This is a genomic window from Streptococcus oralis subsp. oralis (assembly GCF_002096595.1).
Classification (GTDB): Bacteria; Bacillota; Bacilli; order Lactobacillales; family Streptococcaceae; genus Streptococcus; species Streptococcus oralis_D.
In genome coordinates, this window is record NZ_NCUR01000008.1 from 120,310 (window position 1) to 136,471 (window position 16,162).

General features: G+C 42.3%; 10 protein-coding genes. All 10 read right to left on the bottom strand.

Annotation, left to right across the window (positions count from 1 at the left end):
* Nucleotides 1-17: 17 nt before the first annotated feature.
* On the bottom strand, nt 18-398 hold the full coding sequence (locus tag B7714_RS01650; protein WP_000849881.1) for a hypothetical protein: 381 nt from the start codon (nt 396-398) through the stop codon (nt 18-20).
* A 248-nt stretch (nt 399-646) separates the two neighbouring features.
* A complete protein-coding gene (locus tag B7714_RS01655; RefSeq protein ID WP_239823548.1) occupies nt 647-7,072 on the bottom strand; it encodes a ZmpA/ZmpB/ZmpC family metallo-endopeptidase in 6,426 nt (2,141 codons plus the stop codon).
* 299 nt (nt 7,073-7,371) lie between these two features.
* Nucleotides 7,372-10,164, bottom strand: a complete 2,793-nt coding sequence (ileS, locus tag B7714_RS01660; RefSeq protein WP_084859463.1) for an isoleucine--tRNA ligase — start codon at nt 10,162-10,164, stop codon at nt 7,372-7,374.
* Between the two features lie 252 nt (nt 10,165-10,416).
* Complete coding sequence (locus B7714_RS01665; RefSeq protein WP_084859464.1) at nt 10,417-11,211, bottom strand: DivIVA domain-containing protein; 795 nt, start codon at nt 11,209-11,211, stop codon at nt 10,417-10,419.
* Nucleotides 11,212-11,219: 8 nt separating this feature from the next.
* Nucleotides 11,220-12,011 (bottom strand): YlmH family RNA-binding protein, encoded by a 792-nt coding sequence (locus B7714_RS01670; RefSeq protein ID WP_084859465.1) that lies wholly within the window; start codon nt 12,009-12,011, stop codon nt 11,220-11,222.
* A complete protein-coding gene (locus B7714_RS01675; RefSeq protein WP_000576500.1) occupies nt 12,008-12,268 on the bottom strand; it encodes a YggT family protein in 261 nt (86 codons plus the stop codon). The genes B7714_RS01670 and B7714_RS01675 overlap by 4 nt, the downstream gene beginning before the upstream one ends.
* Entirely contained in the window at nt 12,268-12,798 is a 531-nt protein-coding gene (locus tag B7714_RS01680; protein WP_084859466.1) for a cell division protein SepF, read from the bottom strand. Before B7714_RS01680 ends, B7714_RS01675 begins: the two co-directional genes overlap by 1 nt.
* A 9-nt stretch (nt 12,799-12,807) precedes the next feature.
* Nucleotides 12,808-13,479 (bottom strand): YggS family pyridoxal phosphate-dependent enzyme, encoded by a 672-nt coding sequence (locus B7714_RS01685; protein ID WP_084859467.1) that lies wholly within the window; start codon nt 13,477-13,479, stop codon nt 12,808-12,810.
* 3 nt (nt 13,480-13,482) lie between these two features.
* Entirely contained in the window at nt 13,483-14,739 is a 1,257-nt protein-coding gene (gene ftsZ, locus B7714_RS01690) for a cell division protein FtsZ (protein WP_084859468.1), read from the bottom strand.
* A 16-nt stretch (nt 14,740-14,755) separates the two neighbouring features.
* Nucleotides 14,756-16,126 (bottom strand): cell division protein FtsA, encoded by a 1,371-nt coding sequence (gene ftsA / locus B7714_RS01695; protein WP_084859469.1) that lies wholly within the window; start codon nt 16,124-16,126, stop codon nt 14,756-14,758.
* Nucleotides 16,127-16,162 lie beyond the last annotated feature (36 nt).

The following is a 16,162-nucleotide window of genomic DNA, read 5'->3' on the forward strand; positions in this document are numbered from 1 at the left end:
CTCCTAACAAAAAGTCATTATTCTTGAATCTCGAATTTTTTCAAAAGTCCAAAATAGAGGGATCCACCAATGATTGTCAGAATTCCTCCTACCCATCCCAAGAATGGGATCAATCCAACAGAACCACCTACGATAAACAAAACAGACGGTGCTGGCGTCACACGTTCATCGTCCTTGTAATACACAATAGACACAATTCCTAAAACCAAGACAGCAATTTTTACCAATGCCAAAATGATTGAAAAAATCGTCAATATACCAACTGTTGCATCAGAGTCCTCCGTCGCCGCAGCAGCCCCGACAGCTATCATAAACATAACAAGAGGTGCCAACAGCAAGACGATACCTGAAATAAGACCAAAAATCGCATTTACGCGAGCAAGTGCTTTTGTTTTCATCCGAATCTCCTTAAAAAAATTTTACAACTATCATTTTATCATATTTTCATGAAAAACAAAAGAAATTTCAAAACGAGTATACTAGATGGTGAATGATTTCCAATTTCTCTCCAGACATTTAGAGTAAGGAATCTGTCATGTATCAATTTGTTTGTAAATTCATTCGTCTTCTCCACTGAGCAAGCCATTCACCTAAAAAAAGAAGATCACTTGGATCTTCTTTTTTCGTGTCTGTTTTTGCAAGAGACTTATCTTTCAAAGATAGACTGTCTGAAATCGTCTGTAGCACGTAGATAAGCATTGAAAATACGATACTTGAGTTGGGCGACACTGCTCTTAGAGCTGTCTGATAAGGCACGATCAATGTTCTTAGCTGAGGCATCCGCTAGTACTGCTAAGTACATATAATCTTGTAATTCCTCATAAGAAGAAATCGTAATTTGTCGTTTGCTATCTAGTTTTCCTGCTTCAAACTCGATAGTGATAGGGCGAAGGAAGTTTTGAGCCTTGTTGTATCGCTCATTTAGCATAGCTTTCTTCAAATCCTTCCATGATTCATACTGGCTACCATAGAGATTTTTGAAAACCAAATCATCTCCAACTACTCCGACATCTCCACGGTTCCAGATTGAGTAGGTCTTATGACCTTCTTTAAGCGCTTGGCCAGCGTATTGGCCAGATACATATGGGACAAATCCTTGCTGGTAACCCTTGTCTCCGAGTAATTCATAGGCTCTACGGCGGAACATAAGCCCACCAGGTGCACCAGTTGGATTGTCCAGAGCTGCATAGAAGGAAGCAAACATATTGATGATATAGTAGCCATTTCGTCCAAAGCTAGCCCTATCCCAACCGTCCCGACGTCCAATGATATTATGATCAACCAGAGCATCGACAGATTTTAGTTTGGCTGCTTCTTCGGCAGTTATAGGGACAATTCGATCATCAGCGTGGGCTTGTTTACCATAAGAAGTTTTTTCAAAGTTATAATTTTCAGCCTTACGGTACCATTTCATTTTCTGTTGATCAGTTAGAACACCAGTAACAACATCCCCTTCAACATAATCCAGAAGGTTCAGTACGTCAAAGACTCCATGCATGTAGTCTCGAAGAGCATCTGCTGAGGAGAATCGGCCAACAGGATCATAGGTATGGTAACGTGTGGTCGAATCTTTATCTCCTTGATAGAAGCTATTAAGTACGAGACCTTTTTCGCTAACATTGGTTACAGACTCTAACATCCCTGTAGCAAAGCTCTCAGGTCCTTCACCCTCACGACGACCATGTCCTTCAAAATAGACAGAACCATCCGAGTTGTGGGTCATTTCATGGGTATAGACCATGGTTCCAGAAGCTCCCAGCATCTGGTCATAGACGTAGAAGACTTCATAACCATTGGCAAAAGCCCCTAGTCCATTGTCTCCGTGATACTTCCCAGCAGGACCAAAGAAATTGTACATAGCAACAGAGGTCTTATCATTACGCGGAGCCCAATATTGCTGGCCTTTATCATTATAAAGAAAGAAACCGTCTGTAACGATCACCCGTCTGAATAGAGTGTCTTTCCTATTTGGACTTAAAATGTTGTACCACATGTCATAGTGGTTTCGTTGCCATTCAGCTGATTGATCCACAAGTTTTTCAACACGTCGATGGAGTTCCTCGCCTGAGAGAACTCTACCACCTTCTTTCCTGTAGCCTCCAAAGCTACCAAAGGCAATAGTCGACATATTGCTGATGATATAGACATCTCTTTCAGGTAAGGTCAGAAGCTGGAGAACCATTTGCTTGAAGCCCCAATCTCCCTGAGTCAGTCTGTCGTAGACCTTGATTGTATACTTACTCTTACGATCTGCATTGTCCTGTTTAGCCTGAATTTCTGGCAGACTTGAACGAGCTTCTACGATATAAGCCTTGGTATTTTCCTTGAACCACTCACTGTTGGTTTTGTTTGGTAAGAAGAGCTCGCGCAGACTTTCTAAGTAAGCAAAGAGGTCTCCTTTGCCTTTTTCCTTGGCTAGGGATTGTCGGTAAGCATTGAAGTTGTTTTGCGCTCGAAGATTGCCCATTCCAGAGTTTCCGAGAGCGATGATAGTATCCAGTGTCGAAGCTGCTTGGTTGCCAAAGAAATCAAACTTATAGGCATTAAGATCTTTGGTATTGAACGTTCCATAGTTGACATTGTACCAGCGGTTGAGATAGGTCAGACCAAGCATGAAGGCTTCTTTGTTCTGCAGAATCTTTTGGCTAATCGCATCTGTTACAGCAGGGCCTAAGGTGTTAATCGACTTATCAACTGAAAGTACCTTGAGGAGCTCCTGACCTAGTTCAGCCTTGGTTTGTTCAAAGGCTTTTTCCAGATAAAGATCATCTAAGGAAGCTGTTTCACCAATTCCAAGTACCTTACGCACTGCAGTTGAGTCATAAGTCACAGCTTTGAGTTCATCCAAGACACTCTCTTTAATGGTCTGATAGTCAGATAAGAAGGCTTCTGGCGTATAGATCAAATTCTTATCAGCGATGCTATATTCTGCAATCTGGCCATTGGCAAAATCACCCTTGTAGGTCAGATCAAGATAAGCGATCGTCTTATCTGCATAATGCAGCATCAGTCTATTGATTTCACCCTTATGGCTGTTGACATCTGTTATCAGTGTCTCATCTTTCATCGGAACCACATCTAGCAGGGCTACTTTGTTGAGTTTATCATCTTCAGCTAATTGGTTGGCTGTATGAACGATGAAGTCTTTGTTGTAGAATGGTAATAGTTTTTCTACATTTTCGTAGGCTTGCTTTCTGGACTCCTGGGCTCCCCTCACTCGACTATAGTCTGTTTGATACTGATAAGCTTGCTGCAATGGCTCCTGGTCTGTCAAGTTTGAAATGATTCCAAAGGACTGACGTTTGGCTTGCGCATCGGCCTCTGAAATAGAACGGACAAAACGCTCATCTTTTCGATTTGCTGTAGTCCCTTCAAGAACATAAGAGTCCCGAACAGATGCCTCAGGATAGGGATCTCCTGTCATCGCATGACCATTTTGAACCTTGACACTGGTCAAGACATTTCGGACCTGTCCATTGTTCCAAGTAGATCCGATTGCTCCACCGACTTGGCCAGAATGACCTCCATTTTGGATAGAACCAGACACATAAGAAGTTTCTAATCTAGCTCCATTTTGCAAGCGACCAATCAAGCCTCCAACACGCTGGTCTCCATTTCGACCCGTTACTTGGATAGATACATCCGCCTGACTCTTCTGCGCCAGTGATTGGTTGCCGTGGAAATTACCGACCAGGCCACCAATATTGTACTCCTGTCCCCCATCTTGGGTGCTGGTGATGGATCCTTTAAAGGCAACATTGGTTAGTTTTGTGTTTTGGGCAACTCCTACGAGTCCACCGATATGCTTGTTCCCAGATAGACTACCACTTACAGAAACATCCGTAATCGTTGCATTTTGAGCATTGCTAGCCAAGGCCCCTATAGAGTCCTTACCTGAAACTGCAGCCGATTTCAAGGTCAGTTGCTGGATGGTGGCATTTTTCAAGGTTGCAAAGAGTGGTTTTGCCAAGTTGTAGATGGTATAATCTTTTCCATCCACTCGACTAGTTAGACTACCTGAAAATTCTTCTGGAACATAGCTTGTCGCAGACTGTTCCAACTGAATCTCATCTGCTGAAACATCCGCTCCTAGTTTGAAGTTTCCAGTCGGGTTTGACTTCATAGCCTCTATGAGCGCTTTGAAAGACGTATAGACACCTTCTTGGCTAAGAGGCGTTTTCGGCAGTTCAAAAGAGTAATCTGGACGATAATGATCCCCTTCTCCCTCGACGAGCTGATTAGCTGATACCGTTACGGAGTAGGCATTCCCCTTATCTGTAATCTTAGAAACTGGTAAGAGCATATCCTTGAACTTGTCTGACTGAATGCGGACATAGTAGTTGTCCAAATCAGACGGCACTTCTGACAGGGATAGGTAACGTCGGTAGTGACTACCATTTTTACCGTACAGTTCGATGCGGTCAATGTCTTTGATTTCAACCTTCTTATAATCTAGCTGAACTGGACGTTGATCCTCTATACTAGTTTGTTCCCCTTGACCCAGGTCATATTTCATGACAGTTTTGAGGGTATAAGGAGTATAGTAGTCCAAGTCATCAAGCGTCAATTTTTGAGTGAGGTCCACAAGGTCGACTTCCTTAAATAACGTTTCACCCTTGTATAGCTGCACTTTGGAAGATTGATAGCTAGCTGTAGCATCCGTCAAGTGATAGCTAAGAGAAACTTGGCGTTTGTCTTCTTCCTTCTCGACACGGACTAGAGAGAGGGTTGGTTTTCTCTTGACACCATCCAGAGCTTGACGAGCGGCCTCGAGATCCGTCCGAACTTGATCGACCAAGGCTTGATTGGCGAAAGGATTGTCCAAAACGAGCTTGGCCTGATCTAGAGCACGGCGATAGCGGAGTTTGGCTTGTTCATCAGCATACTGGTAAGCAACTGTAGACTGAGTCACATCCTTCATGTCAAATTCAACTCCAAGAGTTTTCTTATCAACAGGTTGGCCGTCTAGATTATTCTTAGCAGTTTCAAGGGCCTTTTTCAAGGAATCAACCTGTTCTTGACTGGCATGAGATGCCTCAAAGAGAGCTTGGGCATTTGCGACTGCCTGTTTATAAGACTCTTGATCTGCAGTGGTATCATTGAAATACTGATGCGTTTTCTGGATGCTATCGGCCTCTTCCACTAATTGGTGCAAGGGTTCAAGGTCGAGAGTTCCTTTTTCTGGTTCCACAGGAGCGTGATCCGCATTTGTAGAAATTGGTTTTGTACCGACTTTGATAATCTGAGGAACTGCTTCTTTTGTGATAGTGTTAGAGATTTCCTCTGTATTTTCGACTTTTCCATCTACTAAATACTGACGAGTCACAATCGTACGCACGCCATCTTGACCAGCTTGGCTAACTTCCCTTTGTCCCAAAGGCAGGTCTGCACTTTCCACTTCCTTAGTTGGATAGGATTCGGCCACTGTTGTGGTAACGTCCTTTTCTTCAACGTTTAAGCTTGGAACTTCATTTACAGGAGCGTCTGTTGGTTTCTCGCTAACAGGAGCTGTTCCGACCGTTACGATCTCCGAGACCGCTGGAGTCGTCACTTCGTTGGAGATTTCCTGGCTTCTCTCTACTTTGCCATCTACTATGTACTGACGGGTGACGATCGTACGGACACCATCTTGACCAGCTTGGGTTATCTTGGTCTGGCCAAATGGCAAGCTATCACTCTCTACTCGTTCTCGAGTGTAGGGTTCTGCTATCGTCGTAGTAACATCCTTTTCTTCAACGTTTAAGCTTGGAACTTCATTTATTGGAGCGTCTGTTGGTTTTTCACTAACAGGGCCTGTTCCAACTGTTACGATTTCTGATACTGCTGGAGTTGTCACTTCGTTCGAGAGTTCCTGACTTCTCTCTACTTTCCCATCTACCATGTACTGACGGGTGACGATCGTACGCACGCCATCTTGACCAGCTTGGGTTATCTTTGTCTGGCCAACTGGCAAGCTATCACTCTCTACTCGTTCTCGAGTGTAGGGTTCTGCTACCGTCGTGGTAACATCTTTTTCTTCAACGTTTAAGCTTGGAACTTCATTTATTGGAGCGTCTGTTGGTTTTTCACTAACGGACTCCTCTGGGCTTGGTTTTGTAGGAGAAAGGACCTTGCTTCCGACTTTTCTAATCTCAGAAGTCGGCTCAGTCGTTACCTGATTGGAAACCTCCTCTGTATGGATCACCTGACCATTTAAAATGTAGCTGCGGGTCACAATGGTACGACTACCATTTTTCCCTGCCTGAATCACCTCAGTTTGACCTTGCGGCAAATCAGCTGCCTCTACTTCCTCCACTTGGAAAGGAATAATCTCTGTACGACTCGTTTCTTTACTATCAACCTTTAACTCTGGTTGTTCAAAGACAGGAGCTTCACTTGGTTTCTGAGCACGATACTCTTCCTGCGCTTGGCTTCCGTTTGAAGTTTGAACTGGAGTATCAATAGGAGCCGAATGATTCAACTCTTTCTTTCCATCAACTGGAGAGTTTACTTCTTTTTGAGATTTCAAATAGCCTACATATTGGTAGCCTTCAATCGTAAGTGGGGATTGCAATGTTTCCCCGACCTGTACAGTCAATTCCTGATTATAGTCTGCCAGCATTTGATTTGTCAAAGCCAAGGAAGTTGGCGCAATTAGCTGACTTCCTAGACTGGTCAAAAGCATGAAAGAAGCGAGTTTCTTGCGATCATCTCTGCCCAGTTTAATCGCTACGACCAGTAGTACTATGCCTGCCCCCGCTGCAATTGAGCTAATGAGTTGGCTGTGACCAGTTGCAGGCAACTGTCTCGTCGGACGATAAATCAAATAGTAAGTATCATCAGTTTCCTCAGCAAACTGTGGCAATTCTTTGACTACCAACTGCTTTTCTTGGTCCGTGAGTTCACTCTCTGTCACGTACTTATAGTGAATCTGTTTTGTGACGGATGGCGTCTGTTCACTAGCTGCTACATTTGTAAGAGAACCTCCTCCACTAAAAAGGTAGAAAGCCCCTACCAGAGCAGAAACTAAACCAACCGAAACTTTTCTCAATGAAAAACGCTGGTGCTTTTCTCCTAAATAACTTCTTTTCATTCCTAATCTTTCCTTCATCATGATTTGAATCCCCTCTATTCTACCGAAATTTACTAGATTATTCAATTTATTTGTCACAATTTTTAAGGAAACCAATGCTTCTAAAAACACTTTTATCAAGCACTAAAGATTTTCATGATTATTATAAAAAATTCCAAAAATATACTTAAAATCGTATTTTATGCAATTCTATTTCAGATATAAGAAGACTAGAATCCAACAAAAAAGAGAGAAATGACTTCCTCTCTTTTTCCTTTTCATCTCATCTTAAACTATGAGAAGACATATTTCTAATCTGATTATTTCGCTTCAAATCCTTCTGCGACAGCGTCTGCAAAGTTTTCTTCTACGATGCTTGCACAGTGGTCACAGATAACTGCATGGTAGCTACGTTCTGCAGTAGTTGGATCGATACGACGGCAGCGGTCACAAACTTCACCTGCAGCGCGTTCAACTGTAAAGGCAACATCTTCAAAGCTTACTGCACTCTCTGGAGCTGCACCTTCAGCGATGGTCAATTCTGATACGATCAAAAGTTGAGCCACATTGCTATCCAATGCTCCAAGAAGAGTTTTCACCACTTCATTTGGATAAACTGTCAAGTGGGCTTCGAGTGATTTACCGATTACTTTGGCATTACGAGCTTCTTCCAAGGCTTTTTGAGCCTGTCCACGGAAGTCCATGAAGGCTACCCATGTATCCAAGATTTCTTCTTGGTTGGCAAAAGTTTCCGCTTCTGGTAGTTCTGATAATTGAACGAAGTCTTCAGCTTCAAACTCAAGATATGACCAGATTTCTTCTGCAGTGTGAGGAAGGATTGGTGTCAAGAGTTTGGTGATTTTGACAAGAATGTCATAGAAGACAGTCTGCATTTGACGGCGTTCGAGTGATTTGGCACCTTCAATGTAGACAACATCTTTGGCAAAATCAAGGTAGAAGGCTGACAAGTCAACGTTGATAAAGTTCACCAAGGCCTTGTAGATGGTCAAGAATTCGAAGTCAGCATAAGCATCACGAATGGTCTTAACAAGTTGGTTAAAGCGGATGGTCATGTACTTATCAACAGAACGAAGCTCATCGTAAGCCACTGCGTCTTGAGCTGGGTTAAAGTCAGATGTATTGGCAATCAAGAAGCGAAGTGTGTTACGGATCTTACGGTAAGTTTCAGAGACTTGGCTCAAGATATCCATAGAGATACGCACGTCGTTGCTTGAGTCAACACTTGTTACCCAGAGGCGCAAGATTTCCGCACCAAATTGTTTTTCAACATCGCTTGGTGCAATGGTATTTCCAAGAGATTTAGACATCTTCTCACCTTTACCATCAAGGGCAAAACCTTGTGACAAGATTTGTTTGTATGGTGCTACGCCATGGTTGGCAACAGATGTGATAAGTGATGAGTTGAACCAACCACGGTATTGGTCAGAGCCTTCTAGGTAGAGGTCTGCTGGATATTTGAGTTCTGGACGGTTGACCACTACTCCATTCCATGATGAGCCTGAGTCAAACCAAACGTCCATGATGTCTGTTTCTTTCTTGAACTCGCCATTTGGTGAGCCTGGATGTGTAAATCCTTCTGGCAAGAGGTCTTTGGCATCACGTTCCCACCAGATGATAGAACCGTGTTCCTCAAAGAGTTGAGCCACGTGCTCGATCGTTTCAGCAGTCATGATTGGTGTTCCGTCTTCAGCATAGAAGATAGGAAGTGGAACTCCCCAAGCACGTTGACGAGAGATAACCCAGTCGCCACGGTCACGAATCATATTGTAAAGACGCACTTTACCCCATTCTGAGTGGAATTTCACTTTTTCAATTTCGTCCAAGATTTCTTGGCGGAATTTTGAAACTGAGGCAAACCATTGTGGAACAGCACGCCAGATGATTGGTTTTTTCGTACGCCAGTCAAATGGGTAGGAGTGGGAGATTTCTTCTTGAGCAAGGAGTAAATCACCCAGTTTTTCGATAACAGTTGGTACCACCTTGTCATAGAATTGACCTTCAAAGTCAGAGCCAGCATTTGCCATCATAATCCCGCGTTCATTAACTGTCACTGCAACTTCAAGACCATTGGCAACACCGACATTGTAGTCATCCTCACCAAAACCTGGAGCCGTATGGACAATACCTGTACCAGAGTCTGTTGTAACGTGGTCACCAAGGATTACCAACTCATCTACTGCTGTATCCCATGGGTGAGCTGTCACGATTTGGTTGAGTTCTTGCCCACGATAGGTCGCCAAGACCTGAACATCAGCCCAGCCAAATTTCTCAGACAAACTGTTCAACAATTCTGAAGCAACCACAAACTTACGAGATTCACCAGCAGGTTGTACGACTACGTAATCAATATCCGTACCAACAGTCAACCCACGAGAAGCAGTGATGGTAAATGGAGTTGTTGTCCAAACAACGATGTAAGTATCTGTATCAAGCACACCTTTTCCGTCTTTGACACGGTTAGCATAGTAAAGGGAAGTTGAAAGCAAGTCATGGTATTCAATTTCCGCTTCTGCAAGGGCTGACTCAGAAGACCATGACCAGTAAACTGGCTTGGCACCACGATAGATATAGCCCTTTTTAGCCATTTCACCGAAGACACGGATTTGAGCTGCTTCATAGTCTGGAGTCAAAGTCACATAAGGATTTTCCCAGTCACCAGAAACACCCAAACGTTTAAAGTCTTCACGTTGTTTATCAACTTGAGAAAGAGCATACTCGCGGCAAAGTTTCAAGTACTCAACCAAGTCCATTTCTTTACGTTTAACACCTTGTTTTGCCAAAACTTGTTCGATTGGCAGACCATGTGTATCCCAACCTGGGATATAAGGAGCGTAAAATCCTGACATAGACTTAGAACGAACAATAATATCTTTGGAAATCTTGTTCATGGCATGTCCAACATGGATATTTCCGTTTGCATACGGAGGTCCATCATGCAAAGTGAAATGTGGTTTTCCTTGGTTCAATTCTTGACGACGTTGGTAAAGTTTTGCTTCTTCCCATTCTTTTTGCCAAACTGGTTCTTTGGTTGGAAGACCAGCACGCATAGGAAAGTCTGTTTTCCCTAGATTGAGGGTTTCTTTAAGTTTCATTGTTACTCCTTTAATTTAAAATGACAAAATAAAAACCACGACTCGCAAAAAAGGACGAAAATCGTGGTACCACCTTTGTTCGAAAAAAGACAGCGTCTCTTTTCCTCTTTTCCCGTAACGTGGGGAACGTCCAGTCTTACTGCTTTCAGACTAGATTCGTTGAGAGGATAATCTAACCACTAGGGATTGCAGGACTCGCACCATCTCCCGCTCGCTGAAAATATAGTTGGTTAAATCTTGTTCTCAAATTTTTTATAGGATAAGAACAGATTCTTTGTTTGCATCTTCCTCAGTTGCTGCAGTAACTTCTACTTCAACTGACTCTTCATGCTGGTCACTTTCTTCTGTCTGTTGATTTTGTTGGGCTTCAAATTCAGCTAATTCTTTGTTTCCAGCTTCGATACGAGCTTGCAACTCTGCTACCTCTTCTGGTGTGAATTGACGAGTCATATCAATTGGTTCTTCCTCTGGTTGTAAAGATACTGTTTCACCAAGAACTTCACCAACCACTTCTTTAAAGGCTTCATCACTTGTCTGAAGGTAAGTAGCTGTTGGGCGAAGAATATCTTCCCAATCAGATGATTCAACAATAGCTAACTGACTTTCAATCGTTGATTTAAGACGCTGATGGAATACACGGCTCTTGTTCTTCAATTCTTCAGTCTCAACGGCAACTTTCTTAGCATTATCTGTTGCCTGACGAAGAATTTCGTTTGCCTTGTATTTCGCTTCTTCGAGCAAACGCTGAGCGTCTTGTTCAGCTTGTTGAATAATATTGTTTGAACGTTCTTGAGCAGCTTGTTTGACACGCTCAGCAGTATCCTGGGCAATCAAAACTGATTGGCTCAAGGAATCCTTCATTTCATCAAAGTAAGACAAACGCTCTTCCAAGTTCTTGATGTGCGTTTCTTTGTCGTGATTGCTACGAACCAAGTCTTCATAGTCACGAACAACGATATCCAGAAATTCATCTACTTCTTCTGGGTCAAAACCTCTAAATCTTGTACCAAAGGTTTTATCTTTAATTTCTAACGATGTAATTGGCATACTTTTCCTCACTTACTTAATAATAATTGAATGCTTAATTTTATCTTGTCTTTTTTTGTCTGTCCATTATCTTTGACAATTTTTAGACGACCAAACTTTCTCACACTGATCAAATCTCCAACTGCAACCTGGTAATCACTTTTTTCAACCAGATGATAGTTTACCTGAACAGATTTTTTCTCTATCAGTTGACTAGCTTGGTTTCTAGATAATTTCAAGGCACTTGATAAGAGGGCATCCAATCGAAAACTCGAAACTAAAATTTCTCGTTCTCTATAATCAATTTTAGACAAAATCCTATCGGTAAAAGGACGTTCCTCCAGCGATACAGGAAGTCTGCCAATCTTTCTTATTCCATCCTGAAAAAGAGGAATGAAATCGCGATTGACAAAAATCTGTGCTCTCTTTTCATCTACCAAGATATCACCAAATAATTTACGGTCAATTCCTAGTTGGTTGATGATTGTTCCCAATATTTTTCCATGACTCAGTTGTTCAAACTTACTCGGATAGCAGATTTCCAACAAGGCCATTTCAAAGTCTGATATCTCTGGTTCAAAGTAATCTGGATAGAGAAGAACTCGAATCGACTCTGTCGAAAGAAAATCACCACTACTTTGGCAACCCAGTCCATATGTCCCAGCTAACACCCTCAAGATCTGTTCCTGATGGGGATTGATAAATGGAGTAAGCACCGGTGCATATGTATCTTCTACCCGCTTGATCCACTCTAATCCCTTATCAATAAAAGGAATATCATCTTGGGAAAAATGCTGATAAATGGCTCGATTTACTGTCATAGTAATAGGACTAGTCGTGTTAAGATATTTCCAACAAACTGAATCAAAATCAGCGCCGCCCAAACCGTAAAATCAAGACCAGCAAATTGTAGATTGAGCTTACGAAGAGGCTCAATAACTGGGCGAGCAAGTCTGATAACTAAGCGACCTAGCTGGCTTTCATAGGCATTTGGAAACCATGAAAGAAGAGCAAATGCAACGAGAATGATCGAGTAAATGCTAACCGCATTTTGGATTAAACGGATTAAGAAAATCATTATCTTGCTCTATTTCGTTTAATATCAAAACCAAACTCAGCGCTTTGTGATTCATCTGGAAGTTTGATATCTTCAATATTCACGATAACGTTGACAGGAGTCAATAGATACATCGTGCTCGCAACTTTTTTCATATTTCCAGCCAAGACATGACGGGCTCCGTCCAAGTAATCAAGGCAACGACGGGCTTGTACTTCTGTCATGTATTGGAAATCAATTAAAATACTTTCATTTCCAGCCAACAAATCTACAATTTCCGTTGCATCTTCATATTTTCTTGGATAGCGAACGTCAATTGTCACTCTCTCATCTGAACGATGGCTTTGCATCGCCAATTCTTGCTGACGCGCATGAAGACGAGTAATATTTGCATCTTTTGCTGATCCTGACTGAGCAGGTGCTGGTAATTCTTTAGAAGATGAGATGGCTGGGCTAACTGTTTCCTCTTGTTGAGTCTGGTAGTTAGTCGTTTCTTCTCCGTCTTCTGTAAAATAATCTATAAATTTATCGAATCTATCTTTTAAAGACATAGCTCTCTCCTATTTAAAAAATGCTGTACCGATTCGAACAAAGGTTGAGCCGAACTGAATCGCTTCTTTAAAATCACGACTCATTCCCATGCTTAGCTCTGTCATCGGCATATTAGGGATTTGTTTTTCTCTAATTTCTGCTTGCAGAGCCTGCGTATCCTTGAAAATTTCTTTCAATTCCTCACTGTCTGCCTCAAAAGGAGCCATGGTCATTAAACCAACATACTCAATCTGATCTAACTTAGCCAATTCTGGCAAAAGTTCTAGCAATTCTTCTTTTGAAAACCCATGCTTGCTTTCTTCCCCAGAAATATTGACCTGCAAGAAACACTTGATAACATGATCTGTTCTCTTTTGAATTTCCTGGGCTAACTTTAGGGAGTCTAAAGCATGAAAGTAATCCACATATGGGATTACTTCTTTCACTTTCCGTCTCTGTAGTGTTCCTATTAAATGCCAAGTAACTGGGTAATCTTTCAATGCCTGATATTTTTCTAAAAATTTATCAACTCGATTTTCACCTATATGACGGACACCAAGCGGAAGCAAGGCTTCCGCTGTTTGTACATCTATATACTTTGTCACTGCGATTACTGAAACAGCATCTAGAGCACGGTTGGCTTCTTGACTAGCATCAGCTATTTGCTGAAAAACTAATTCAGTATTTTTTTTCAAATTCATTGATTAACGATTTTTGAAGAATGGAGGTGTATCCAATTCATCTTCATCTTGTGAAACTGGTGTTTCGAACCGTTCTACCGGTGAAACAACTGGATCTGTTTGACGAACAATAGACTCACGACGCAAGTCCCAGTCTCCAAATGCAGACGCTTGGTTTGTTTCAAAGCGACGAGGGCTTGATTTAGGCAATTCTGCTGTTTCTTCCAAGTCGAATTGACGGTCAAATGTGTGTGCTTGTGGAGCTTTAGTTGATGGGCGTCCAACTGGTTGGTTGCTACGAGCTCCAACTACTTTTTCCACGCGCTCTTGACGAACACCTGTCGCTACAACAGTAACACGGATTTCATCCTTCATGCTTTCATCAATTGATGTTCCAAGCCAGATGTTTACACCTTGGCCAGCTGCTTGGTTGACGATTTCTGAAGCTTCTTCTGCTTCAATCAAAGTCAAATCAAGACCACCAGTAACGTTGACGATGACATCCTCTGCACCATCGATAGTTGTTTCAAGAAGTGGAGAGTAAATTGCTTTACGAGCCGCTTCAACAACGCGCTCTTCACCACTACCGATACCGATACCCATAAGGGCATTCCCTTTGTTTGCCATTACAGTTTTCACGTCAGCAAAGTCAAGGTTAATCAATCCTGGGTTCGTGATCAAGTCAGTGATCCCTTGAACACCTTGGCGAAGGACATTATCTGCTTCGCTAAGAGCTTCAAGAAGTGGCGTTTTCTTGTCAACAATTTCAAGCAAGTTGTTGTTAGAGATAATCAACAAAGTATCAACATGCTCGCGAAGTTCGTTGATTCCTTCTACAGCGTACTGGCCACGTTTGCTTCCTTCAAATCCGAAAGGACGTGTCACAACACCAACTGTAAGAGCACCAAGATCTTTAGCGATACGTGCAATAACAGGGGCTGCACCTGTACCAGATCCACCACCCATACCTGCAGTGATAAAGACCATGTCCGCTCCAGTGATAGCTTCCGTCAAAGCTTCTTCACTTTCTTCTGCAGCTTTACGTCCAACTTCCGGACGTCCTCCAGCACCCAAACCACGAGTCAATTTTGGACCAAGTTGGATAACTGTTTCTGCTTTCGTACTGCTAAGAGCTTGCACATCAGTGTTGGCTGCGATAAATTCTACACCAGCAACACCTTCGTCAACCATGCGGTTGATGGCGTTGCCACCACCACCACCGACACCAATTACCTTAATAACTGCGCCTTGAGCTGCTGCTGTATCAAATGAAAATGTCATAATTTCTTATCCTCTTTTATTCATCAAACATGCTTCCGATCAAACCACGGAAACGTTCTGTTAGCTTCGGTTTACTTTGAGAACTTGCTTGGAATTCTTCCTTAGGAGCGACTGGAGCTTCCTGCACAGTTTCAGCTGGAGATGTTTGTGCTGGACTTGGCTGCGCTACTGGATTCAAACGTTGATTTGGAATGCCAAAGTTGATTGGTTTTTGACGAAGGAATTCATCTCCTTTAACTGCTTTTTGAGCAAGAAGATTGACTTCAGTCAATTTACCAGCAAACTCAGACAAGCTAATCACGTGCGCAAATGCAGGGTTGCGAATTCCAACTTGATTTGGTACATAGAGTTTTACGCGAACACCAAATACTTCTTGGGCTAATTCAACAATTCCTGGCAAAATTGCATTTCCACCGATAAGGACGATACCTCCTGGCAAATCCAACAAGTGTCTTCTTTCCAACTCTTGTTTGATTTGGTCAAAGATATGTTTGATGCGTGCTGAGATAATTTCTGCCAAGTAGCTTTCTGTTACTTCAACAGGTTCTACTTCACCAATTACTTCAACTTGGAAAGTTTCGTTACTTGCAAGTGGAACGTAAGCTTCACCATAGTTCAGTTTCAAACTTTCTGCAATTTTTTGAGATGTTTTCAAGACTTTAGAAATGTCTTTTGTAACGTAATCTCCACCTTCTTGGTAGATGTTAGTGAACTGCAATTCTTGGTTGCGGATAGTCGCTACAGTAGTCTGACCTCCACCCATGTCAATGACAGTCGCACCAAATTCGCGTTCGCCTTCATTGAGAACGGAGTTCACGATTGCCAAAGGTGAAATAATCACATTATCAACATGAATACCTACACGCTCAACCGTCTTGCGAAGATTGTGTAGAATTGTACGAGGACCTGTGTAAAGCAGACCACGCATTTCCAAGCGAACACCCATCATACCACGAGGGTCACGAATTCCTTGGAAACCATCCACGATGAATTCTTCTGGAATAAAGGTAATCACTTCACGATCAGGAGTCATGCTCTTAGTCAAAGCTGATTTGACAACATTTTCAACATCTTGATCCGTGATTTCTTTGGTATCTGAAGTTACAGGAATCATTCCTTGTGTTGGTTCAACCTGCAAAAGATTTGCTGGAAGGCCAACGTTAACAGACTTAATAGAAATACCAGCTTTCTCTTCTGCCTGTGTGATCGCAGATTTGATTGCTGAAGCAGCTGCTTCAATATCAACAATAATTCCGTCTTTTACACCTTTACTTTTGGCATTGCTAACACCAATTACATTTACTTCACCATCTCTATGCTCAGCTACTAGCACTTTAATCGAGCTAGTTCCGATATCTAAGCCTGTAAAAAAACCATCTCTAGTCATTACATCGCATCCTCTCTGTCTTCCAAGTTTCTCACT